The sequence below is a fragment of the Paenibacillus sp. 01T442 genome, from assembly GCF_056398345.1.
Map to the genome: position 1 here is coordinate 85,498 of NZ_JBFTPF010000004.1, position 23,631 is coordinate 109,128.

General features: G+C 45.7%; 21 protein-coding genes. 13 read left to right on the forward strand and 8 right to left on the reverse strand.

All coding sequences use genetic code 11. From position 1 onward, the window contains the following. Nucleotides 1-4 precede the first annotated feature (4 nt). Nucleotides 5-205, forward strand: a complete 201-nt coding sequence (locus tag AC1DLM_RS05910) for a CLC_0170 family protein (protein WP_441989364.1) — start codon at nt 5-7, stop codon at nt 203-205. Nucleotides 206-219: 14 nt separating this feature from the next. Continuing rightward, nucleotides 220-1,038, forward strand: a complete 819-nt coding sequence (locus AC1DLM_RS05915) for an SPL family radical SAM protein (protein WP_477569405.1) — start codon at nt 220-222, stop codon at nt 1,036-1,038. A 14-nt stretch (nt 1,039-1,052) separates the two neighbouring features. Here AC1DLM_RS05915 and AC1DLM_RS05920 read toward each other — a convergent pair whose 3' ends face one another. Further along, a complete protein-coding gene (locus tag AC1DLM_RS05920) occupies nt 1,053-2,009 on the reverse strand; it encodes a helix-turn-helix domain-containing protein (RefSeq protein WP_477569406.1) in 957 nt (318 codons plus the stop codon). 179 nt (nt 2,010-2,188) lie between these two features. On the opposite strand from AC1DLM_RS05920, the gene AC1DLM_RS05925 reads away from it, so the two are divergent. The 9 genes from AC1DLM_RS05925 (at nt 2,189) to AC1DLM_RS05965 (ending at nt 13,295) form a co-directional block, all read left to right on the forward strand. Then, a complete protein-coding gene (locus AC1DLM_RS05925; RefSeq protein WP_477569470.1) occupies nt 2,189-2,926 on the forward strand; it encodes a ThuA domain-containing protein in 738 nt (245 codons plus the stop codon). A 238-nt stretch (nt 2,927-3,164) separates the two neighbouring features. Further along, the gene (locus AC1DLM_RS05930; RefSeq protein ID WP_477569407.1) at nt 3,165-4,016 is read left to right on the forward strand and encodes a helix-turn-helix domain-containing protein; all 852 of its coding nucleotides are present in this window, start codon (nt 3,165-3,167) and stop codon (nt 4,014-4,016) included. A gap of 103 nt (nt 4,017-4,119) precedes the next feature. Continuing rightward, nucleotides 4,120-5,637 (forward strand): ABC transporter substrate-binding protein, encoded by a 1,518-nt coding sequence (locus AC1DLM_RS05935; protein WP_477569408.1) that lies wholly within the window; start codon nt 4,120-4,122, stop codon nt 5,635-5,637. Nucleotides 5,638-5,654: 17 nt separating this feature from the next. Beyond that, nucleotides 5,655-6,557 carry a carbohydrate ABC transporter permease gene (locus tag AC1DLM_RS05940; protein ID WP_477569409.1) on the forward strand — a complete coding sequence of 301 codons (903 nt, stop codon included), beginning with the start codon at nt 5,655-5,657 and terminating at the stop codon, nt 6,555-6,557. Further along, nucleotides 6,554-7,378 carry a carbohydrate ABC transporter permease gene (locus AC1DLM_RS05945; protein WP_441989370.1) on the forward strand — a complete coding sequence of 275 codons (825 nt, stop codon included), beginning with the start codon at nt 6,554-6,556 and terminating at the stop codon, nt 7,376-7,378. Before AC1DLM_RS05940 ends, AC1DLM_RS05945 begins: the two co-directional genes overlap by 4 nt. A gap of 53 nt (nt 7,379-7,431) precedes the next feature. After that, nucleotides 7,432-8,829, forward strand: coding sequence for a sulfatase family protein (locus AC1DLM_RS05950; protein ID WP_477569410.1), 1,398 nt, complete (start codon nt 7,432-7,434; stop codon nt 8,827-8,829). A gap of 958 nt (nt 8,830-9,787) precedes the next feature. Further along, nucleotides 9,788-10,246, forward strand: coding sequence for a hypothetical protein (locus AC1DLM_RS05955; protein WP_441989372.1), 459 nt, complete (start codon nt 9,788-9,790; stop codon nt 10,244-10,246). A 1,146-nt stretch (nt 10,247-11,392) separates the two neighbouring features. Continuing rightward, nucleotides 11,393-12,016, forward strand: coding sequence for a TetR/AcrR family transcriptional regulator (locus tag AC1DLM_RS05960; protein ID WP_477569411.1), 624 nt, complete (start codon nt 11,393-11,395; stop codon nt 12,014-12,016). 73 nt (nt 12,017-12,089) lie between these two features. After that, the gene (locus tag AC1DLM_RS05965; protein WP_477569412.1) at nt 12,090-13,295 is read left to right on the forward strand and encodes a YhgE/Pip domain-containing protein; all 1,206 of its coding nucleotides are present in this window, start codon (nt 12,090-12,092) and stop codon (nt 13,293-13,295) included. 374 nt (nt 13,296-13,669) lie between these two features. Here the strand turns inward: AC1DLM_RS05965 and AC1DLM_RS05970 are convergent, their stop codons facing one another. Both AC1DLM_RS05970 and AC1DLM_RS05975 read right to left on the reverse strand, forming a co-directional pair. After that, a complete protein-coding gene (locus AC1DLM_RS05970) occupies nt 13,670-14,704 on the reverse strand; it encodes a sensor histidine kinase (RefSeq protein WP_477569413.1) in 1,035 nt (344 codons plus the stop codon). Further along, the gene (locus tag AC1DLM_RS05975) at nt 14,701-15,372 is read right to left on the reverse strand and encodes a response regulator transcription factor (RefSeq protein ID WP_441989376.1); all 672 of its coding nucleotides are present in this window, start codon (nt 15,370-15,372) and stop codon (nt 14,701-14,703) included. The genes AC1DLM_RS05970 and AC1DLM_RS05975 overlap by 4 nt, the downstream gene beginning before the upstream one ends. 190 nt (nt 15,373-15,562) lie before the next feature. On the opposite strand from AC1DLM_RS05975, the gene AC1DLM_RS05980 reads away from it, so the two are divergent. Both AC1DLM_RS05980 and AC1DLM_RS05985 read left to right on the forward strand, forming a co-directional pair. Next, nucleotides 15,563-16,330 carry an ABC transporter ATP-binding protein gene (locus AC1DLM_RS05980; protein WP_441989377.1) on the forward strand — a complete coding sequence of 256 codons (768 nt, stop codon included), beginning with the start codon at nt 15,563-15,565 and terminating at the stop codon, nt 16,328-16,330. After that, nucleotides 16,317-18,242 (forward strand): ABC transporter permease, encoded by a 1,926-nt coding sequence (locus AC1DLM_RS05985; RefSeq protein ID WP_477569414.1) that lies wholly within the window; start codon nt 16,317-16,319, stop codon nt 18,240-18,242. The genes AC1DLM_RS05980 and AC1DLM_RS05985 overlap by 14 nt, the downstream gene beginning before the upstream one ends. Here AC1DLM_RS05985 and AC1DLM_RS05990 read toward each other — a convergent pair. The 5 genes from AC1DLM_RS05990 to AC1DLM_RS06010 form a co-directional block, all read right to left on the reverse strand. Next, the gene (locus AC1DLM_RS05990) at nt 18,204-19,769 is read right to left on the reverse strand and encodes a HAMP domain-containing sensor histidine kinase (protein WP_441989379.1); all 1,566 of its coding nucleotides are present in this window, start codon (nt 19,767-19,769) and stop codon (nt 18,204-18,206) included. The two genes, AC1DLM_RS05985 and AC1DLM_RS05990, sit on opposite strands and share 39 nt — an antisense overlap. Further along, nucleotides 19,766-20,464: a response regulator transcription factor gene (locus AC1DLM_RS05995; protein ID WP_477569415.1), complete on the reverse strand. Its 699-nt coding sequence runs from the start codon at nt 20,462-20,464 to the stop codon at nt 19,766-19,768. The genes AC1DLM_RS05990 and AC1DLM_RS05995 overlap by 4 nt, the downstream gene beginning before the upstream one ends. A 92-nt stretch (nt 20,465-20,556) precedes the next feature. Beyond that, complete coding sequence (locus AC1DLM_RS06000) at nt 20,557-21,354, reverse strand: hypothetical protein (RefSeq protein WP_477569416.1); 798 nt, start codon at nt 21,352-21,354, stop codon at nt 20,557-20,559. A gap of 566 nt (nt 21,355-21,920) precedes the next feature. Beyond that, a complete protein-coding gene (locus AC1DLM_RS06005; protein WP_441989382.1) occupies nt 21,921-22,763 on the reverse strand; it encodes an SDR family oxidoreductase in 843 nt (280 codons plus the stop codon). Between the two features lie 412 nt (nt 22,764-23,175). Then, entirely contained in the window at nt 23,176-23,592 is a 417-nt protein-coding gene (locus AC1DLM_RS06010) for a MarR family winged helix-turn-helix transcriptional regulator (RefSeq protein WP_441989383.1), read from the reverse strand. Between the last annotated feature and the right edge of the window lie 39 nt (nt 23,593-23,631).

Genomic DNA, 23,631 nt, shown 5'->3' on the forward strand with positions numbered 1-23,631 from the left:
GCCAATGATTACCTTTAACAATTACACGGTTTTGCTGCTGTTGGTCTCTGGGTTGCTAGTGTTAGTTTTCGATGTAAAAAATTATACGAAGGCCAACATGCTCAAAGAGAAAAAAGCAGCTTTATTTGCAGGATGGTTCAATATCTCTTTAGGAGTCCTTTCGTTCTTCGGCTATCTGGTGTATGAGAGGTGGTTCTGGAAATAAAGGGAGGTGTATCCATGCAGGTCGATGTGAAGCGTAAGCAGTCGAAGTCGATACTGACGAAAGCGAGCGGATTTCTCGAAGGCTACTCGCATACGTTAAATCCATACACGGGCTGCGCATTTGCCTGCTCCTACTGCTATGTGCGGCAAATGCCGGTGGCCTTGTTCCGCAGCGAACCCTGGGGCAGCTGGGTTGACGTGAAGGAGAACGCGCCCGCACTCCTTGCCAAGGAGCTGGCGCGGGCCAAGAGCAAAGGGCCCGTCACGATCTTCTTCTCCTCGGCGACGGACCMTTATCAGCCGATCGAGTACAAGGAGCGCCTCACCCGTGCGCTCCTCGAGGTGATGTCCGTGGCGCAGCCGGACTTCTTGTTCGTGCAAACCCGCAGCCCGCTCGTGACGCGGGATGCGGACCTGCTTCAGCTGCTCGGCGACCGCGTCCGAGTCAGCATGACGGTGGAGACGGACCGCGAGGATATCCGCCGCGCGTTCACCCCGTCCGCGCCACCGATCGCGGCGCGGCTGGAAGCACTACGCGAGCTCGCCGCTCGCGGAATCCCGGTGCAGGCCACGATAGCGCCAGCGCTGCCCAGCTCGGACGGCTTCGCCGAGCGGCTGGCGGGCATCGTGGATCGGGTGTGCATCGACGATTACTTCATGGGCGATGGCAGTGGGGGAGGGCGCACGGCACGCATCGGCGTGCGTGCCATTTATGACGAGCTGGAGCTGACCGACTGGTACAGTCGGGATGCGTATCGGCGCGTACACGAACAGCTCCTGCGGCATTTCCCGCAGGAGCGTGTCTTCATCAGCCAGGCGGGATTCCTCCCCTAAGGGCCCGCCGATCTTCATTCTGTTATTGCCCCGACCGGTTGCTCATCCTGCACCTCCGTATGATCCCGGAGCCGCTGCTTAAATTCTTTAGGCGAGCATTGATTGTATCGCTTGAACAGCTTGTAGAACTGAGCCATATTCTGAATGCCGGCTTCATAGCTAATTTCCATAATACTGAGATCCCCAGTGAGCAGGAGGCGCTCGGCTTTTTTGATACGTTTATAATTCACATAATCAATAAAGGATAGTCCCATCACTTTTTTAAAATACTTAATAAAGTAATGATAACTCAGATTTAGAATGCGGCACACATCTTCGACCGTAATTCGCTCTGTCAAATGCTCGTCGATATACGTCAGCGCAGGGCGCAAACGTGAGATGCCGGAATCCTCAGTAAGCCCAGCTAGATCACGTTTATCATTGCGCAGAAGGAGCAACAGGAGGTGCTTAATGGCAGCAACAATGGCTAGTTCATAGCCGACGGTACGCGTTTGTGACTCCTCATGAATTTGCCGGATGAGCTGGTAAGCATTTGCTCTAACCGTGCTATTTGAACGGAAAAGTTCATTAAACGGTTCGAGGGAATGCGTCAACTCCGAAAATAAATGCAAATAAGCGAGTGTGCTCAAATCGAAATGCTGTGTCAGATCAATTTGAAATACAATTTGGTGCAGGGGCGCTTCGGAGTATTTATGTGTGCGATGGGGTTGTGAGGAACCAAGCAACAAGACATCCCCTGCCTCCATAATCGTGTAGGCATCTTTCGTTTGGATGCCGAGTTGACCCTGGGTTACGACGAGAAACTCAACTTGCTTATGCCAGTGCCATGTCCAAGGGTCAGGCAAGCCACATTGGGGGGAGTCGTATTGGATTTCCCATATTTTCAAGAAAAGAAGCGGGTTCTGGTACACGACTTCTTCATTTCTAATTTCAGTTAAATTTGCAGGACTAAGAGTAKGGTTCATAGGCATGGAATACCTCACTAAGCTGGACATTTTCGAATAAGATTTCGTCTCAGTAAGTATAACATTGCGAGACATCCGATGACAGTATTGAATAAGAAGTAAGCACAATTCTGCCTTTCCTTGGCACTTGAGAAAACCTATACTCAGAAGTAAGAATGAATACGCTATCGTGGAGGCATGAAATGATGAGTAAACCATTAAATGTAACCGTTTGGAACGAATTTCGTCATGAAAAAGAAAACGAGAAAGTCCGCGCTGCCTATCCTGATGGTATTCACACAGCCATTGGTGAGGGACTGAGCGGTTCTGTCCAAGTCACCTATGCAACATTAGATGATCCCGAGCATGGTTTGACGGAAGAAGTCTTGAACAACACGGACGTCCTGATCTGGTGGGGTCATAAAGCACACGGCGAAGTACAAGATGAGATCGTAGCTCGTGTTCAAAAGCGTGTGTGGGCAGGCATGGGCTTAATCGTCCTGCATTCCGGCCACTTCTCCAAAGTGTTCAAAACCCTTATGGGCACATCTTGTGATCTCAAATGGCGCGAAGCCGACGAGAAAGAGCGCCTATGGGTCGTTGCACCAGGTCATCCGATCGTGGAAGGCATTGGCGAGTACATTGATCTTGAGGCAGAGGAAATGTACGGGGAGCATTTTGACATCCCACAACCGGATGAACTTATCATGGTTTCTTGGTTCGAAGGCGGCGAAGTATTCCGCAGCGGATGTACGTTCCATCGTGGGAACGGGAAGATTTTCTACTTCCGTCCAGGCCATGAAACATACCGTACGTACTACAATGAGCAAATCCGCCGCGTTATCTCCAATGCGGTTCAGTGGGCAGCGCCAACTACGCGCGAGTACCCGAAATACGGTAACCACAAGCCATTGGAAGAGATTAAAGCGAAGGTTAATGCTTAAAATCATAGCGTAGCGAAGTATCGAGCATGCTCCCAAATCTTTGGGGGCATGCTTTTTGCTGTTATCAATGAGTTGATTTTGCTCATCTTGTGATTTAAACTTCATACATAGTTGAGCGACCTCCTGGCCGATTAATCCTAAAAGAATAAGTAACATTGAGCGACGCCTCTGGGATGACAATCATGTTATCTCAGGAGCTTTTTTGTCGTAACCATACCCAATTAGGAGTGAAGAATCCATGTCAACTCAGATCGAGGATCTATATGCGATTACGCTGTTTGATGTTAAAAAAATACAATACTACTCTCGGATCATGTTTGATTTCGATCAGCCTTATCTGACGGTATCTTACATCAAAAAAGGAGAGGTTATTACAACAGACGACGGTAAAGAGTATATAGCCAAAACCGGAGATGTTATGATTCATCGCCCCCATACGCCTTTTAATGTTATCTCACAGGAAGAAGGTGTTCATTATCTCCTCAGCTTGAAATTACATGTCAGGGAAGGCGAAGATTTCTTCCAGCTGTTTCCTTTGAATAAAGTGATTAAAATTAGGGATTCCGCTCTGTATGAGAAGAAGTTCGACGAGCTTCAAGACTTATGGCAGCAGAAAAATGAGGAACTCTCTTCTATGCAGTCCGTCTTTCTAGCGCTCTTTCTGATTCATGAAATTGTAGAAAGCTCTAAAATCGGTGATAAGCGCAAATCCAGAGAGACGTTCGAGATCGCCCGATTTAATTATGCCCTGCATTATATTGAGAAAGGGCTGGAGCGCAATATTACTCGCGAGGAATTAGCGGAAATTTACCATATGAATCCGGTCTATTTTAGCCGGGCCTTTAAACAGGTGTATGACCTAACGCCGATGCAGATGCTTCAAAAAATGCGCGTCATGCAAGCCAAACGAATGCTGGGAGACCCCGAGAATACGATTGAATTTATTTCTCAAAAATGCGGCTTCTACGATGCGTCTCATTTCAACCGTGCTTTTCAAAAAACATTCCGCATGTCCCCTAATCAATTTCGAAAAAGTATCAAAAGTACAAAAAGTGGAATCGCGTCTACATGGTCTGAGGATAAATTGTAAGATAACATAATAGTTAAATCGAAGGCATCCAATCCTCATTGCGCACCCTACACGAGCTTTCGTTCAGGAAGTAATTTTTTCAAAAATAAAGGGGGATATACCATTGGTACAAAAACGGAAGTATGCTGCCTTATTCATCGGATTTGCTCTAATTGTACAAAGTATGACGGCGTGTTCAGCTTCAAATCCGAATCCGAATAGCACAGGAACTCCTGTTGCAACAGGAACTGCCGGGGACAAAGCTCAGACGTCGACATCCGGAGAAAAAGTTACCTTGCGCGTGATGGACTGGGCAGACAGCGAGAAGCCTTTTCGTGAAAAATTTATCAAAGATTTTGAAGCCAAATATCCCAACATCAAAATCGAATATACGCTAATGAGCGTCGATCAGTTTCAGAATACCATTACAACCGCGATTAAATCGGGGGATGCACCAGATCTATACCCAATACCCGGTAACATGTCATTAAGCATGGCGGTAAAGGGAGAGTGGTATCAGCCGTTAGATCCTTATATTGATGACGCTTTCAAAAATCAATTCGCAGATGGCGCCTTTGTTGAAGGCTCGACCATGCTAAATGGGAAAGTCTATTCCATTCCGGCCCTGGCGAGTGTGCCGAGTACGCTCGTATTTTACAATAAGCAGTTGTTTCGAGATGCCGGATTAGACCCCGAAAACCCGCCAAAGACGTACACAGAATTCCGCCAAGCCGCTAAGAAAATCACAGAAGCAGGTAAAGGCAAAGCTTTCGGTATCATCGAGGGCGGTAAACAAATCGGTCGATGGAAATTAGCGGCTATGGACTGGTCGGCACTGGGAGGCAGCGGTCTAAATCAACAATCGCCGATCAGTTTGATCACGCATGATGCTAACTATGACAGTAAAGAAGTACTTGATGTCATGAATTTATTCAAGGGGTTGAAGGATGACGGAAGTTTCCATCCGAAGACGATGAGCATATCTGCACCTGAAGCTCGAGCATTATTTGGAGAAGGTCAAGCCGGTTTTATATTGCAAGGGGAATGGTCGATTGGCGTATGGAAACGTGACAACCCTAACTTGGACTTTGGTGTCATGGCGCCACCTGTTCCGGATGCAGGTCAGAAGGGCTTCCTGCCTAGATCCAGCTATAGTCCTTGGATTGGCATGTCCAAAACAACGAAGCATCCCAAAGAAGCTGCCCTGTATTTAAAGGAGTACTTCAATAAAGATTATCAGTCCGTGCTTGTTAAAGCGGGAGATCGCTTCTCTATTCTCAAAGAGGTCAATGAGAGCTCATCGGAAATACCACAATTCAAGCAGTACTATGACATTGCTCAGAAGTATTCGCGTTTAGTGCCTAATCCGCAAATCAGGAACCCTGAGCTTGCAAGTGTTTATGGGAATTACAAGGATGTTCAGCCAGGTGTAGGTGATATTCTCCAAGGCGTTGTTGCCGGGGCAATTAAAGAACCCAATGCTGCACTTAAACAGTTATCTGATATTGTTGATAAGTCACTAGATACAGCGATTGCGAAGGCAAAATCGGAAGGTGCGAAAGTAGATAAAAATGATTTCATTTTCTCTAACTGGAGTTCTGACAAAAATTACTCACAGCAAGATTATAAGTCAATTCAATGACGGGGAGTTCGCGCATCATGAAAACCAAGTGGAGAATTGAATTGTGGTGTTGGTTGTTCCTACTTCCTACTGTAGCCCTTTTCGTTCTGTTTCAAGGCTGGCCGATTGCGGCCAGCTTCTACTACGCCATGTTGGATTGGTCGGGTTTAACGTCAGATTCAACTTTTGTCGGACTACGTAATTTTGTTGACGTGGCGAAGGATCCTTATTTTTGGAATGCGTATAAAAATAGTTTTAAATTCATGTTGGGTGTCGTGCCATTAAATCTCCTTGTACCCTTAGTACTTGCCGTCGTTCTGAATCGTCCAAGGCTTAAGGGCGCCAGCATATATCGGACGTTAATCTTCTTGCCGGTAGTCACGACGACATCGATTGTCGGTATTATCATGGTTTTCATCTGGGGCAGTGACGGAGCGGTGAATGATGCGCTTATGAAAATAGGTTGGCTCGATACGCCGATTAATTGGTTAGGCGACGCCAAATGGTCGATGTTTACCGTTATTCTCATCTCGGTGTGGAAAAACTTAGGGATTAACATGATTTATTGGCTAGCCGGATTGCAGAGCATCCCGAAGGATCTTTATGAGGCGGCTGAAGTGGATGGCGCAAGAGGGACCAAATTATTCGTTTATATCACGATACCTCTTCTATTGCCGATAGGAGCCGTCATCTTATTGCTAAATGTCGTCAACTCGCTGAAGGTGTTTGATTTAATTAAAACGATGACGAACGGGGGCCCCTTCTTTGCCACGGATGTTGTGTCCACGTATATTTACAGGTACGCATTTTCCAGTGAAATGGGATTGCCTCAATTGGGATATGCTTCGGCAGCGGGTCTGTTCTTTGCAGTAACGGTTAGTATTCTGGCCATTATCCAATCCGTGCTGAATAAACGAATTAAAGGTCGTGCAAAATCATGAAGATCATTCGATTATCCATGTTTCACGTCGTTATGACTGCTTTTTGTCTCGTATGGATCTATCCGTTCTTATGGATGGTTTCAGCGTCCTTCAAAACCCAGAGTGAGTTTTTTGCAAACGGCCTTAAGCTGCTTCCGAACAGCTTTCAGATGGGCAATCTGATCAGAGCGTGGAATGAAGCGAACTTTGAGCGGTACTTTCTAAATAGTGTGGTTATCTCCATCAGCACCATCCTTATCGTACTTATCGCAACAGCAACTTGCGGCTATGTACTTGGCAGGTATACGTTCAGAGGGAAGAAGCTGCTCTTAGGGGTACTAGTTGCCAGCATGTTTGTTCCCATGGAGTTTGCGATTATTCCGATCTATGATCTTATCAAACATTTGGGACTGATGAACAATTTGCTTGGGGTTATTCTTGCGGAAGCGGGAGGGGCGCATATTATATTTATCCTGCTTTTCTCAACTTTCTTCAGTCAGATTCCTAAGGAGCTGGAGGAAGCATCCATCATGGATGGATGCGGATTTTTAAGAACATTTCTTACGATCATGCTTCCGTTATCCAAGCCCATCGTCGGCAGTGTGACAATCATGCAGTTCATTTGGTCTTGGAACTCGTTCATGATTCCTTTAATACTAACGCTCAGTTCCCCCAATCTCCGTCCTCTTGCTGTTGGATTGTATGCATTAAGGGGAGAAAACGTTGTAGATTGGACAGGGATTGCGGCTGGAGGTACGATCGCCATTCTTCCGATTATTGTTATTTTCTTGTTCTTGCAGCGCTACTTTGTAGATGGGATTGCTGGGGCAGTGAAGGGTTAATGAATAGATACAGCATGTACAATAACAGAAGTGAAAGGCTGGTTACATAATTTATGAGAATCCTTTATTTGGATTTAGATTCTTTGCGTCCTGATCATCTCGGCTGTTATGGTTACCATCGTGCGACCTCACCGAATATTGATCGTATCGCAGCCGAGGGTGTTAGATTTAACAACTATTACTGCTCGGATGCGCCGTGTATGCCATCGAGAACAGCTTTAATGTCTGGCAAATTCGGCATCCATACAGGCGTTGTCGGACACGGCGGGACAGCTGCGGATATGAGACGCGAAGGAATGGAGCGCGGTTTCAGCGATCGATTAGCGTCGGAGAGCCTTCCTAGCGTATTGCGCAAGATTGGCATGAAAACGGCATCGATCAGTACCTTTGCAGAAAGACATTCCGTATGGACGTTTAATGCAGGGTTCAATGAGGTTTTCAATGTGGGGGATAAAGGTGGAGAATCGGCGGAAAAAGTGCTGCCGATCGCACTCAAATGGTTAGAAGATAATGCGAAGACAGAAGATTGGTTCTTGCATCTGAATTTCTGGGACCCACATACGCCGTATAGAACGCCAGACCACGTAGGCAATCCTTTTGTTGACGAACCCATGCCGGCCTGGATCACAGAAGAGGTGTTTCAACAGCACAAGCTCAAAAATGGGCAGCACAGTATTGAAGATATGAATAAGCTTGCCAAGTCGCATTATTACAGACATCCAAGGCATAGCCAAATGATCGAGGAGCATAATGATTTAAGGACGATTATTGACAATTATGATTGCGCAATTCGCTATATGGATGAACATATCGGCCAGGTGCTGCACATGCTTGATCAGCTGGGTGTATTGGAGGATACAGCGATTATAGTTAGTGCGGATCATGGGGAGAATATGGGGGAATTAGGCATTTACTCCGAGCATGGAACAGCGGATCAGGGGACCTGCCGAATTCCAATGATTTTCCGCTGGCCAGGTGGCCTTAAAGGAAATGTAGACGAAGGTCTCCATTATCAACTTGATCTCGCCCCTACACTGGCAAGCTTGCTTGATACGGAGAAACCTGAGTCATGGGATGGCTTGAGCTATGCAGAAAGTATTACGGAAGGTACACAGACAGGCAGACCTTATCTGGTAGTATCCCAGTGCGCACATGTATGTCAGCGAAGCGTCAGATTCGAGAATTGGCTATATATCCGAACGTATCACGACGGGTATCACGGATTTCCCAAAGATATGCTGTTTGATTTGGACAATGATCCCTACGAACAGTACAATCTTGTTGAAGAAAGAAGCGATATCCATATGAAAGCTGTCTATTTGCTGAATGAATGGCACGATGACATGATGCAGTCGATGAAAGAAGACATAGATCCGTTATGGACCGTTATGAAAGAAGGCGGACCTTACCACGCGAAGGAATATAAGCAACTGATGGATGCTGTGAAATGATTGTTGTTGTAGTTTAGTAGTCTAACGACAAGAAAGTACCTACAACGAAACCTTGTAAAATCAAGGTTTTTTTTCTTTTGTAGGGATTGCAGATATGTTTTTAGCCTACCATAACATGTCTTACTTAATGGCAGCTGAGAAAAGTGGCGGCTTGTGGACTATTTATACTCGATATTTTGATTTATATAATTTCGAACCGTGGGCTTATACGAGTGGAGAAGTTTCAACTCTTCCAAGCAATTTCGTTAGTTTAGTAGTTAATTATGCCGTTAGTGCGCAAAATGTAGGAGCAATTGTTCCTTATAACGTAGCTGTTTATACCAGAAACTAACTCTGCTGAATGCGGTAAATAAAGAGTTATACACAATAAAAATGAGTTGCATTCATCAATTTATCATGAAAGAATGTGTGTATTTTCTATGAGTAAAGCCTAAATCATTGCACTCGATGAATCTAATCAGAGTTAAGGTCTTCGAGTGCAATGAAAAGGTGTATTGTTAATGTTTGATGAAAATAAAGTATTAGACTGGAATCGTTGAACTGGCGCGGTTTCTGAGTTATAAAATGGTCAGCTTATGAAAATAAGTATTAGACTAAGTAATGTCCGCTGTGGCGACAACGGGACCTAATGGAACAGAAACCCGCATTCTATAAGGCTTCGCAGTCTATAACTATTATTGAGTCTAACACTTTATTTTCAGTCTAATACTTTATTATTTGCGGACAGTTAAGTCGTTGAATGTTGCATGACAACAGACCATTTTTTCTATAGTTTTGCTCTTAGATTTCATTCGTTTTTCTTCGAACTGGTCCAAATAATCATAACTCAAGTTTTACTTCTGCTTTTGTTATGATATTATTTTTATGACTACATTGGGTTTTGTACGACCCTTATAATATATTTAGGTGGTATAACAGTCCTGTAGTTAGAATATTTATTTGTTGGGGTGATATGAATTTGACAAATAATGAGCTCAACAAAATTGGTAAAATAGTCGGATTCTTAATTTTAGGTTTTACCATATTAATTGTAATTCTCTTTTTGATATTCTACAAAGGAATTCTCGATCTCGATAAAAAAATGAGAGGTTATATTACTTTGCCAAACAAATTTAATGTCTTTCAGGTCAGTTTAGAAGGACCTTATGAAATTGCTGAATGGAATAATGATGATAAACAAGTAGTAAAACCAAACATTTTAGAGATTGCTTGGGATGAACGGTATGTAATATTTAAACGTGTAGATGGAAAGGGGGAAGAAATTGGTGTTCTAGATACTACAACAAAAAAAGTTAAAAGCCTTTCTTACAGTTCTGATAATTTACAAAATTTGAAGTCAGAGTTTAGTATAGCTCAAGATATTACTTTAAAAAGTATAACTAGTTTGTGGTATGATGAAAACTCCAAAAGAAGATAGAAAATAGCTTTATTGCTCAAATATTTTAATAACAAGTAGCTATGTAGCGATACTATCTTCCGTAGCAAGCGATACAGAACAACAAACAGCTGCCCACGCATGAGGTTACTGCTGCTGCGTTGCAGAAATTATTGTATCTTAACCATACCCAAGTGTTCTTTAAACCGCCGCTCACATTGCTCGCAGCCATGCTTCCCTAAAAAAACTTAAAGAGGAGCCGCATCTCCAGCAGCTCCTCATTCCTTATTGTGCGATTGTATTTTTCTTTACCTTATTGAGTAAATCCTGGACATCACCAATCATTTGGAGAGATGCTGTAGGCCAAACGAGAAGTGAGAGCTTATACAGCATGTGCAGGGATTTTAAGAGATATAGCTTTTTATTGTACCAAGGGAAGTCGGTTGATAAGTGTGCAGGCCCCGTGTAGTCCCCTTCAATTGAAACAGCATTATCATGAGGTCTTATATAGATATTACGATGTTGAATTGCACTCATAGGTATAATGATTTTATAAGTAAGTTGAGTTGATTCCGTGCAGTGGGAATTCCAAAACGAATTGAAATCTGGCTCATCCGAGTTGTTCTCATGTGAGAGATGAAAGCACACAAATTTTCCCTCTCTGTCTTTAGGGTACATAGAGTAATTTGATCTTCTGCTACCATTTGCAAACAGCTGAATTGTACCTGTGTTTTTGTATTGGTTCACATCATTTTCGGATAAGTAGTCCGTGTAATGAATCTAATTTCGGTTCGCGAAGCGTTGGTATTCCTCGGAACTTATTCGCCGGTTGTAGTAACCGTCGTGTCGCATTACATAGAGTGCTCACCATAACTAATGCGTGTAATAGGGAAGAGCTACATAGAAACCCTGCAGAGGCAACCCTTGGCTATTCTTTTTAATAATGGCTGCACATACTGTAGGTGATTTTCTTGTCGTGATTTTTGTTATTGCACATATTGTAGGGATTTTCTTGAGGTGAAATTCTGTTGTTTTGATGTTTGTAGGGATTTTCTTGTCGCTAATGAGGGTAATTTCTTGTCGTTAGACTTTAGTAGTAGTGATCCCAACCACTTGCTTTTACAAAAAAAGTGGTCTATAATTCATTACACGATCGTTGAATGAAACAATGAGAGCGAGATTATATGTATGAAAAGAGTGCCCAAAACAAGCCGCGATCTTCAGGCTGCCGAACGTAGAGAGCAAATCTTACTGGGTGCTAAGCAACTGTTTGCCGAGCATGGCTATCACGGGACGTCGATTCGCGCAATGAATAAGCATATCGGGATCACAGATGGCTTGTTGTATCACTATTTTCCAGGGGGAAAGCAGGAGATATTGGAGACCATTTTCCATGAGGCTCAGCGAGATCGCATGGAGCTTATGGACCAGTTAATTAAAGGGATCCATCCAGGCCAGCCGTTGGAAGAAGTGTTATATCTGTTTATCTCAAGATTGGTGAGCACCCTTGTTGGGGATCCGGATTTTATAAAAATTATGCTGCGTGATTCAGATAATATCTTATCTGAGGATAAGAATTTTATGACCCAGCTAATCATGCAGCGCCACCAGGCGTTAACGGAAGCTCTGACGAAAAGAGCTGAGGCTGGGGAAATCCGAGAGATGGACTTCCGTTTAGCTGCCAAACAAGTTATTTCCGTTGGTATGATGGCCGTTCTCGGACAATTCACAGCAGTGAATATGATAGAAACCGATGTCGATAGTTATTTGAAAAATATGGTCGCTTTCACCGTATCACTTTGGAGAAAGTGATTCTTTTTTAGTAATTTCGTTCACACAACGTTGAATGAAATATATGAAATTATAAATCAAAGGAGGCTTTACAATGAATCATTTTTTTAAACAGAAACATCCGTATCTAGCTATTATTGTCGTTTTCCTTGTTATTCTTTTACTAGGGGTTGCTCAACTCGGCTCGACGGTGAATCCTGTTCCAAAGAATCTGCCCGTGCTGTTAGTTCAGTTGGATACGGGTGAGAAGCTTCCAACCGGGCAAGAAATGAATTTCGGCAAGCTGATTCAGGAGAAGATAACCGCCTCCCCAGCACAAGCTGACACCGTATCTCCACTCAAATGGGCGACTTTAGCCAGTGAACAAGAAGCGATCGATGCGATGGATCGAGAGCAAGCCTACTCGGCGATCATCATTCCGGCAGACTTCAGCCATAAGTTAGCGAGCTTATTATCCCCTCAGCCACAAGCTTCATCCGTAACCGTATACGTGAACCAAGGGATGAATAATACCGCAGCTACGATGGCGAACGGTGTTCTGACCCAGATCCTTAACGGTGTTAACGGTCAAGTTAGAGAGCAGCTGCTAGCACAAGCTAGTCAAAAAGGCGGCACCCTCACAGTAGACCAAACTAAAGCATTTGCATCACCGATTGTTGTCACGAGCAAGAACATAAATGCTGTTGGCACGAACAGTGCGAATGGGAATGCACCTGTTGTATTGACCCAACTTGCTTGGTTTGGAGCCATGGTGACAACGCTGTTACTCTTCATGGCCGCTGGCAAAGCAACACAAACGGGCTCGCGCGCGCATCGCTTTGGTATTCAAGCGTCCCAATTGCTTAGTGGTGTCGTCATCACCGCGGCTTCGGCTGCCAGTATTCTACTTGTAGCAGGTAAATGGTTGGGCTTAACCATCCCAAGTTATTGGGAAATGGGGTTATTCCTTACTTATGTCGGTTTTGCCTTCTTCTCGTTGCAAACGGCCGTTGTCAGCTGGCTTGGTTTAAAAGGTGTACCGTTATTCGTACTCGTGTTCTTCTTCGGCGCTCCGGTGCTTTCCCTGCCAGTGGAATTATTGCCAACATTTAGTCAAGACTGGCTGTACGCATGGCTGCCGCTTCGTTTCTCGGCGGAAGGACTTCGCGATTTGTTCTACTTCCGTCAGAACTTGAATTTGAGTAGTCCGATGTGGACGTTAGGCATCATTGGTGTCGTGGCTATCGTGGTTATTTTCTTGTCCCTGTTGAAAAAGCACGAGCAACCAGCAGCTAGAATAGAGGCTTCTCGTTCTATGTAACTCGGTCTTTCTGTTGTAGATACAACAGAAATGTGATTCAGGCGAAGGAGGGTCACCCTCCCCACCATAGTCCCTTCTAGTTAGTAGGTCATTTATGGGGTTAACTAACCAGAGAGGGATCGAGGATACGCTATTTCACGATTTATGAGCTGTTTGGGTTTGAAAGGGAACGAGGGTGCGCTATTCTTCTACTTTGGGAGGACATAAAGGTAGTAAAGGCAGAATAGTGTACTGACGTTCCCCTTCACGCGATAAGCACCTCGTTATTGATCAATTAGCGCACCTACGTTCCCTTTTCCTGTGGCCAATATGAGGCCAACCACACAAAGCCTCCAACCTGACATCCAGGTTTGGAGGCTTTTCTGCTTATAACATCAACGCAAATCATTATAATGCTGCATTTTCAAGAAATGAATGGTGACCGTAGTCCCCTTGCCAACCACTCCGGTAATGGATAGATCATGACCCAATTTCAGCGCCATTTGTTTGGCTAAGTAGAGTCCCATTCCGGTCGAGCGGCTGTGTGTTCGGCCATTTTTCCCGGTGAAACCTTTATCGAACACGCGGCCTAGATCAGCGGCATCGATCCCTATCCCTGTATCTTGGATGATGAGTCGTTTCTCCGAGTCGGTTTCCTCGGAACGGAAGGTGATGCTGCCACCATTGTCGGTGTAGGTCAAAGCATTCGCAATGATCTGGTTCACGATGTAGCCCAGCCACTTGCTGTCACTGTTCACGCTCAGGGCCAGCGACTCCATATCCGGACGTATCCGTTTGGTGATGAACAGCTTGGCTACTTTCTTGATGCTCTCCTTCACTAGGGTAGTTAACGACAACTCCGAGATGAAATAATCTCTGGAGAAGGAGTCGATTCGCGAGTAGTAAAGCGCTTGCTCGACATAACTATCGATCTTGCTAAGCTCGTCCTCGAGCTTGTCTACGAGGTATTCCGCAGTTTTGCCGGCGCGGTTCTCCATAATGAGACGGCTGGCTGCAATGGGCAGCTTCACTTCATGGATCCAGGAGAGGATGAACTCCCGGTGATTGCGGATTTCCGCTTGCAGGAGATGCGTTTCGTTGGCTTGATCCTTAGACAGCTGCGTTAACAGCTGTAGATAAAGCTCTTGCTCGTTGGTTTGAGGTTCGGGCATCGCCGCGATGGCCCAATCTTGATGTTGGTTTTTGCCAAGAAATGCATTGAGCTCCTTGTAGAAGGACTTTCGATAGAAGTAGCMAAAGGTTATATACAAGGCAGCGAATAGAAAACAGCCCGCATTCGTATAGGTGATATTATTAAGGGCGGCCTGCCCTTTTACACTGACAAGCATGATCATTGAAATGAACAGCATCGTCACCGCATACATTCCTATGAAATATCGTTTATCCTTCAAATAGGAGAGAAAGCTCATGGGATCATATACCCTTGCCCTTTCTTGGTGGTGATGAAATCATCGCGTCCAAGTTCAGCAAGCTTTTTGCGCAGGCGGGTAATATTAACGGTTAACGTATTATCGTCAACGAAACTTTCATCCTCCCAGAGGCCTCGCATCATCTGCTCTCGGCTGACGATAGCGCCTTGATGCTGCATGAGAATGGTGAGAATTTTGAATTCATTCCGGGTAAGCTCTGTTTTCTGATCCCCACAAGTGATGTCACCATCTTTCAAATTCAGGACGACGCCATTATGGGTCATTACGTTAGCCGATGTCTCCATGTAGGAGTAGGTTCTGCGCAGCAGGGCATTGATTTTGGCCACGAGGACGTCGGTGTAGAAAGGCTTCTGGATAAAATCATCGCCACCCATATTCATCGACATGACCATATCCATTGGTGTATTACGAGACGAGAGGAAGAGAATGGGGACATTCGAAACTTCCCTGATTTGGCGGCACCAATAGAATCCGTCGTATGCCGGTAAATTAATGTCCATCAGCACGAGATGGGGATTTTCGTTCACATACACGGTGAGCACCGCGTCGAATTGTTCGATAATAATCGTTTCAAAGCCCCAGCGGCCAAGGGCTTCAGCCACCGTATCGCGTATCGTTTTATCATCTTCCACGATCATAATTTTCACAGACAGTCGATGCCTCCTCAAGGGACGAATGAGCCGATTATACCACTTCATCAGAAATGGTAGCATAATCATGACAAAATTGTAAGGTAAGGCTGAGGAGTTGTAAGTTACTTCGATGGTTGCAAGGTCCCGGAGATAGTAGGATAGAGGTATCAGGAATCAAACCATGCTAATTGGAGGAATGACCGATATGAAAACGATCGTGGAAGCGAAACAACTGAAGAAAGTGTACGGCACCAAAGGCAATGTATTTACAGCGCTGAAAGATATCGATTTAACCATAACGCAAGGTGAATTTGTAGGTATTATGGGCCCGTCTGGATCGGGCAAAACAACCCTGCTAAACATGTTAGCCACGATCGATCAGCCAACCTCAGGGGAAATCATCGTTGACGGGATTAGTCTTACGAAGATGAAGGAGGCAGAGCTGGCGAACTTCCGCCGCGACAAGCTGGGCTTCATTTTTCAGGACTATAACTTGCTGGATACGTTGACTGTGAAAGAGAACATCATTCTCCCGCTTGCCTTAGCAAGAATGAATGTGGCTGAATTGGAGCGCCGCGTAGCGGTGATCAGCAAGAAGTTCGGCATTGACCCGTTGCTGGATAAGTACCCCTACCAAATTTCTGGAGGGCAAAAGCAGCGAACAGCCGCATGCCGCGCCATCGTGTCGAACCCCAGTCTCGTACTGGCCGATGAGCCGACAGGGGCGCTGGATTCCAAGTCTGCGACAGAGCTTCTGGAAAGCTTGCAGAGCTTGAATGTGCAGGATAAATCGACGATTCTCATCGTGACGCATGATGCTTTCGCAGCCAGCTATTGTACACGTGTTGTCTTTATTAAAGATGGTCAATTATTCACGGAGTTAAATAAGGGGAACGCTTCGCGCAAGGAGTTTTTCAACAAAGTCATGGATGTGCTCTCGGTGCTAGGGGGTGGGGCAAGTGACCTTATTTAGTCTGGCTAGAAGGAATGTCATCGGTAATCTGAAAAATTATTTGATCTATTTCATCTCGATGATTTTCAGTGTCGTGATTTACTATACGTTCGTTTCCTTGCGCTACAGTGAGGAGATTGCGGCGAATATGCAGAAATGGGAAGGCATGAAGTCCGTTTTCACACAAGCTTCGATCGTGCTCATCCTGTTCGTTGCGGTGTTTATCTGGTATTCCAACTCGTTTTTCACCAAAAAGCGGAAGAAAGAAGTAGGCTTGTACGCGTTGCTTGGCGTGAGGAAGCGTAAAATAGGCACCATGTTATTTTATGAAAATATGATCATGGGCATTGGCGCCGTTGCAGTAGGTATCGTGCTGGGGACGTTACTGTCCAAGCTGTTTGCGATGATGTTCCTCAAATTGCTGGATTCAACCGTTGAAGTCAGCTTCAGTATTTCTTCTGAGGCGATTGTGAACACACTAATCGTATTTGCCATCATCATCGTCGTTACTTCGATCCATAGCTACCGATTGATCTATCGCTTTCAGCTCGTGGAATTGTTCAAGGCAGAGCAAGAGGGGGAGCAGGTACCGAAGCCATCGGCATTTTCAGCAGTTTTGGCCATGGCCCTATTGATTCTCGGCTATTGGACAGTGTTCCAGCCTATGGCGACTTCTGCCCAGTTGGGACGGAACCTCCTCATTATCTTCGGCACCTTGATCGCTGGCACGTATCTGCTATTCCGGTATGCACTCATTTATATCTTGAAAATCGCCCAAAAGACGAAGTCTCGCTACTATAAAGGCATAAACATGATCTCCACAGCGCAATTGATTTATCGCATTCGTGGAAATACGCGAATGTTCACGATGATTGCGCTGCTCAGTGCGCTAACGCTTTGTGTCGTTACAGTGGGTTCAAGCTCCTATTTCACGATCACCAAAGAAGCAGAGGAAGAAGCTCCTTTCAGCTACATGCACATATCACAAGGTGCAAGCTTCGATGGGCAAGTTAGCACTATGCTGGAGCAGGATACAGAACATCCAATCGAAGCCAAGCTAGATGTACCGATTATACGAGTTACGGCGGACGTGACGAATTTCTACTATCGTCCATCAGGTCACTCGCCAAGTTCAGTTCCAATCAAGATGGTGTCAGCCTCCATGTACAATCGTACCTCAGAGGTGTTGAATAGAGAGGGTCAAGTGGTACTCCAAGATCAAGACATCGCGGTCATACAGCCGAGATATTCGACCTTCACCTTGAATGAAGTGAAGGGAGACACGATTACTTTCAATACTCAGGGGGGCAAGCAAACGCTAACGGTCCAGCAACTCATCGTAGGAAGAATATTGCCATGGAGCTTCCCCGATCTCGTCTTCATCGTCAGTGATTCCCTGTATGCCAAGCTGGTCCCAGGATCAGAAGAAGTGACGTACAAAGGGTATGTTGTTAAGAATCAAGGGTCAACGAAGCTGACCTCTAATTCCCTAATGAAGCTGAAAACAGAGCAGTACGGGCTGTCCTCCTACTATTATCAATATCGCCAAAACATGGAGTCAGCAGGCATGGACATATTCACGCTTGGTTTCCTAGGACTTGTCTTCCTGGCTGCGACGGGCTGTATGATTTACTTCAAACAGCTGACGGATGCGAACGAGGATAAAGAGCGCTATGCGATGCTGCGCAAAATCGGTGTCAGCCGCAAAGAAATTAGGACGACGATCGCCAAACAGACCCTGTTCGTATTCATGCTGCCGCTAATACTAGGTGTTGCGCATAGTATCATGGTTCTCAGGGCGCTGACGACGATCAAGCTGATTAGCGGTGAGATCCTCATTCCGGTGATTACGACGACGGTCCTTTATGCAGCTATTTATTTCTGCTACTTCGTGCTATGTCTCGGAGCCTCGAACCGTATCGTCAGCAGGTAAAATGGTGAAAGTGACACCGTCACTTTCATTCTTAGCCTGAACGCTCATCGCATGATGATCCATAATTTGTTTCACAATAGCCAGGCCGAGTCCGAACTGCCCCTTGCCGCCGGTGCGGAAAGGCTCGAACAGATTATCCGCGATTGTCTCATCGAGCAGCGGACCGTCGTTACTCATCCTAATTCCAAAATGAGGAGCGGGACTCATGCGGATCCGAATGCAAGTTTCGGCATAACGAAGCTGATTATCGAGCATGTTTTCCAAAGCGATCTTCCATTGTTCCTGATCTCCATGGAGCGTGTGAGGAGCTAGGTTCAGCTCCCAGGTGATCTCAGGACGCTTATAACGGAGTCGTTCGACAACATCTTCGATGACTGCTTTGATTTCAAAAGCATGGAAAGGCTTCTCTTTGGCCGTAAAATAATTCAATTTGTTCAGTAATAACAGATCGCGGATGCGCTTCTCCAGGCGTTCGCCTTCTTTCATAATGACGCCTAAACTGGCACTTAACGTGCCTTTGGGAAAAACACCATCTTGTATGGATTGCGCATAACTGCGGATCACCATGACCGGTGTTTTTAGTTCGTGCGACGTATGCTGCAGGAAGAATTGCTGCGCACGATCTTGCTTTACAAGCCGCTGCCGCATCAATTCAATGGCTTTGCCTAGGCGGCCAATCTCATCTTTACGGCGCCCCGTGTCGATGGGCTCATGCCAATCGCGTTCGGCCATACGTCCCACATGGCGCTCCATCTGAACGAGCGGACGTGTGAAATACCGAGCCAGCAGTAAGCAGGGGAGCCAGCTGATCACGATAAGGCCAACCATCAATAGGATCAGTCGGACGAACATCGACATGATGAGATCATTGCGGTAGTTGCCCCAAGCGTAGGAAACGATAAAGTTGGGTGCTCCTTGGACGATCTCTTTGCGGATGACATAAAAGATACTGTTATTATCAATACTGCGCGTATACTTGGCAACGGGCTGCATCTGGGCCAGCGCATCTTTCTCCATGGCTGCCATGAACGGCTCTGCAGGACGGAGTGTTGTTGCTGCTACGGCCTCCGCTGCTTGTGTGCCACTGATCGTAAAATGCCGAATGGAAGGGCCGGTCAGTGTTGTGCTTTCAAAAGGAGCTGTTATCTGGGCGGAAAGCTTAGAAACTTCGGTCATTGTGGGAGCAGAAGCGCTCGATGAAGCTCCCATTTGCATGATACTGCTTCCGTCAGCGTTAGGGACAACTAGGACGCGACTTCCAAGCGATGGATCGGATCCTGAGATTGAAGTCATGTTCATAGGCTGTGGTGATAGGGGGATAGCGAAAACAGGACTCGCAACTCTTGTTGCTTCCATCTGGAGACCACTTTGGGTATCCATCAAAATATCATAAAGCTGCTCCGTGAAAAATCCCTTTAACGTCCAAGGCAATAACACCGCGAGCAGTGTGAAAATGAGTAGGGTTAATGCGGCGAATGCTCCCCATAATTTCATGGCGAGCGGCCACTGGCCTAGTCGAAGACTCATGCTTTCACCATCCTATACCCGTATCCGTATACGGTTTCTAAACGCATGTCGGGCAGCTTGCGGCGCAGTCTGCGTACTAAATCATCAACGACACGATCGGTGCCGAAGTAGTCGATGCCCCAAACCGCGCGCAGCACTTGCTCGCGTTCGAGCACCTGTCCTTGATGCTGCACGAAGTAGAGCAGCAGTTCGTATTCCTTCGAAGTCAAATCGAGTGTGGTGCCACCATTATCACTTACGGTGCGAGCGGGCTCGTCGATCGTGTAGGAAGCTAGCGTAGTAAGCTGCGCGCGGCGCTCCATGGAGGCTGTCAGCACGCTGTTCCCTTGCCGTGCGTATACGCGCTCTAGCAGCTTGCGGCAGCGGATGACTAGTTCGCGTGGCAGAAACGGCTTCGCCAAATAGTCGTCGCTCCCAAGCTCAAGACCAATGATGCGATCGATATCGGCATCGCGAGCTGAGATAAAGATCACGGGCTGTGAGGGTTGATCGGCTTTAATCTCTCTGATGAGTTGGAAGCCATCCACGCCTGGCAGCATGATATCGAGGACCCACAAGTCCGGCCGCTCCGAGATCGCTTCTCTGGCTGAGATTCCATCGGGGAACGAACGCACCTGCCACCCCTCTTTCTCCAAATAGGCGCCAAGTACGCCTCTTAAATGTTCTTCGTCTTCTACTAAAAAGATGCTATACATCGTATATCACGCCTTCCAAGCCTTTTAACATGTGGAAAAGTGGAGCCGATTCGCCATGTTGTGCGATCGGTTCCACTATACTTCATGCTTATTTATTTTTTCTCAGCTTCCGTTTGCTGTTCTTTGATTTTTTTAGTCATGTCACGCATGTCTTCTGTTCCCTTTACAAAATCCTTCAATAAATCCGGCAAGATCGCACGGATTGCATTTGCATCATCCGCTTCTACCGCCTMTGCTAATTTTTGTTGAAGTTTCATGCTTTCAGACTCTACAGGCTTTGCTATCATTATATCACTCGCAACTCCATCCTCAACTGGAAGAAGACGGGTAATCTGCTCTGGAGCTGTCCCATCGGACTTCGTAATGCTTGTAACGAAGCCTTTGGTGGTAGCTGCTACCCCTTCGGGTAGGTTTTTCAGCTCATCAGCAGTGAGAGCAGGTAGTAGAGGTAAAGCTTCGATGTCTTTTCCACCTTCTAAGGACGTTGTGAATGTAGCATCCGAAGATGGGAATACTTGCATTTTGCCATCTGCATCTTCTTTGGAAATGGTTACTGTTTTAGCGAAAGTGGGTTTTGGCAGATCCGCTTCTGCTTGCTTTCGATCGTCTAGCGCTTTCTTCCAGTCAGTCAGGGTATCTGGTGCGTACGTAGTGGCTAGCATTTTCAAATAGTTGCGCTCATGAGCAGGTTGGTTAAGCAAGCCTGCACTCGAAGAGCGGAAGTGAAGGGCTGGCACTGCTCCAACAGCCTTTACCATTTGGATAGCCCCAGTAGGCTTCGCTTCTGTTGTTGTATCTGCCGCAGATGCACTTACTGCACCGAATGCGATGGTTGTCATAATAGCTAGCAGGCTTGTTTGAACGGCGCGTTTTTTCCATGTTGTTTTCATAGTTTGAAAACTCCTTTCGATTTATGTAGCATGCAGGGATGGTTGATTTCCCTTACACCCTTACTGTACCGAAAGATTATGGACATCCTATCGTAACATTGTGGGAAATTGTGTGTTGATAAGAAAACACCACCCCAGGGACAATGCCACTGTGGGGTGGTGTATATAGAAAGGTTCATTCTCCACTTTATCCGATTTCGGCTTTCCCACCCCGGCTAAATGGAAAACATACAGTTAATTCTCGCAAATTCCTCCAAATTTCAAGATTAGATGGAATTTATGTTGTTAGATCATTGAATTTCATCTGCATTCACTTGAAATCTTGAAATTACATGGATAATTTCCAGTTAAATTATGGAAACACGAAGTAGACGTGAAATTAGCTGTACAAACTACAGTTACTCTAGTGTTTAGCCATGGCTGCCCGCATCCCTACACGAGAGAGGAGCGCCAACGTGGCTGCTGGCGTATACAAAAAGGGACGTACTTCTCAAGTACAGTCCMTTTTCCTGTATTTCTCCATAAACGCTCCCGTCCTTGAAGGACGGCGTAGCCTTTTATTTTGCCTACATATTCAAATGCAGCTTACGTGTATTCAACATCCCAGCAAGACCCGTTGGATCTTGACTCACTTTATATTGCACGAAAGCCTCCGCTTGCTCAGAAGTGCGAAGACGAAGCGGCTTAGGATCCATCTCCGTGACGAGTTTAACGACAACATCTGCAACAGACTCTGAGGTTTGCGGCACGGTATTGCGTTTGGAGAAATTATCCAAATATTGCGTTATGATCGGTTTGTAGTCATCTTCCAAGATGCCGCCGGTTTTCTGCACGTGCCCCAGTACCGTAGCATTGAAATTCGTCGCAATCGCACCAGGCTCCAGAAGTGTGACATCAATACCAAAGGCAGGCTTATAGTAGGTAGCTAAGCTTTCAAGCAATCCCTCTACAGCGAATTTTGCAGCGCAGTAGATTTCATTGAAGGGTTGACCGACCAAGCCGCCAACACTCGTTGTCGCGATAAGATGAGCCGAATCCGATTTCCGAAGCAAGGGAAGGCCTGCTCGAATTGTATGCATCACTCCGTATACATTCGTATCGAATACAGTTTGAATTTCCTCGAAAGTCGCCTGCCCCAGCGCACGCAGAAAACCAAAACCTGCATTACAAAGCAGTACATCGAGATGACCATGCTTGGTTTCAATCTCGCCGAAGGCTTTTTCCATAGAAGCGGGATCCGTTACTTCCATTTCCATAAAATGAAGGTTTGAGATACCACTATACTGCTCTTGATCGCGAGCGACATTACGCGTACCTGCATAGACGGTCCAGCCAAGCTCGGCAAACTTCAAGGCGGTTGCAAGTCCGATACCTGAGGATGCCCCCGTAATAGCCATTATTTTATGCATACGATAAACTCCTTATGTGTTTATTTGTTTAACTGTTTAGAAACTAAACAATATACCTGAAAGCCGAATTCGTCAAGAGGAAGATGAAAAGGGTTGTCACACAAGTCCACCAATGTAGTGGGAACGAGGATGCTCTATTTGCGGAAAAATAGGTGAAATCGTCATCGTAAGGGAACTACCGTATCTTATTTCTTTGAAAACTCTCATAACTCACGAAAATTGAGCCTGTAGTGCCTTTACGTTCCCCTTAGTTCTCGTTTCGTCTGATTACGGCCTAATAAGGCATCTTCGTTCCCCTTCGGAGTCTGTTTCGGCTAATTTTAATGAGTTGGAAGAGGAAGCAGCTCTACTAGTAAGACATATAAAAAAGCTGTCCATTATGTAGAAGAATCTACTTATGGTTACAGCTTCTTTAAACAGGCATTTTAGCTAATAGCTGTTGCAATGCCGCGAGCTCTTCTTTTGTATAAGAAGTAAAGAGCTGTTCGATTTTCTTATTATACGCAGCGAGAATGTGAATGATGAGCTCGTTCCCTTTATCCGTCATTTGTAGAAGATGACTGCGGCGACTGGTCGGATGGGGTTTGCGGACAAGTAGTCCTTGCTCCTCCATTTTATCCAATAGCTGTGTAATCGCTCCCCGGGTTAACCCGAATTCGTTGGCCATATCCACCGCGATGCAGTCGGGATGCTTGCGTAGATACTCCAAGACATACATCATAATCGGTGATATCTGAAATTGAGGCAGTACCTGCGTTAAGTAGGAGGAAATGACATTCTTGATTCCGCGAAATTTGGTCGTCATCCATTCATGGTCAGGTGTTGTCATACGTAGCCGCCCTTTAGTGTTTAGTGTCTACCTAGTATG

Coding starts and splice junctions, on each gene's coding strand:
- AC1DLM_RS05980 (WP_441989377.1), top strand. CDS start 15,563: ATGAAAACGATCGTGGAAGCGAAACAACTGAAGAAAGTGTACGGCACC.
- AC1DLM_RS05910 (WP_441989364.1), top strand. CDS start 5: ATGATTACCTTTAACAATTACACGGTTTTGCTGCTGTTGGTCTCTGGG.
- AC1DLM_RS05990 (WP_441989379.1), bottom strand. CDS start 19,769: ATGAGTCTTCGACTAGGCCAGTGGCCGCTCGCCATGAAATTATGGGGA.
- AC1DLM_RS05945 (WP_441989370.1), top strand. CDS start 6,554: ATGAAGATCATTCGATTATCCATGTTTCACGTCGTTATGACTGCTTTT.
- AC1DLM_RS05925 (WP_477569470.1), top strand. CDS start 2,189: ATGAGTAAACCATTAAATGTAACCGTTTGGAACGAATTTCGTCATGAA.
- AC1DLM_RS05940 (WP_477569409.1), top strand. CDS start 5,655: ATGAAAACCAAGTGGAGAATTGAATTGTGGTGTTGGTTGTTCCTACTT.
- AC1DLM_RS06005 (WP_441989382.1), bottom strand. CDS start 22,763: ATGCATAAAATAATGGCTATTACGGGGGCATCCTCAGGTATCGGACTT.
- AC1DLM_RS05950 (WP_477569410.1), top strand. CDS start 7,432: ATGAGAATCCTTTATTTGGATTTAGATTCTTTGCGTCCTGATCATCTC.
- AC1DLM_RS05930 (WP_477569407.1), top strand. CDS start 3,165: ATGTCAACTCAGATCGAGGATCTATATGCGATTACGCTGTTTGATGTT.
- AC1DLM_RS05965 (WP_477569412.1), top strand. CDS start 12,090: ATGAATCATTTTTTTAAACAGAAACATCCGTATCTAGCTATTATTGTC.
- AC1DLM_RS05960 (WP_477569411.1), top strand. CDS start 11,393: ATGAAAAGAGTGCCCAAAACAAGCCGCGATCTTCAGGCTGCCGAACGT.
- AC1DLM_RS05995 (WP_477569415.1), bottom strand. CDS start 20,464: ATGTATAGCATCTTTTTAGTAGAAGACGAAGAACATTTAAGAGGCGTA.
- AC1DLM_RS06010 (WP_441989383.1), bottom strand. CDS start 23,592: ATGACAACACCTGACCATGAATGGATGACGACCAAATTTCGCGGAATC.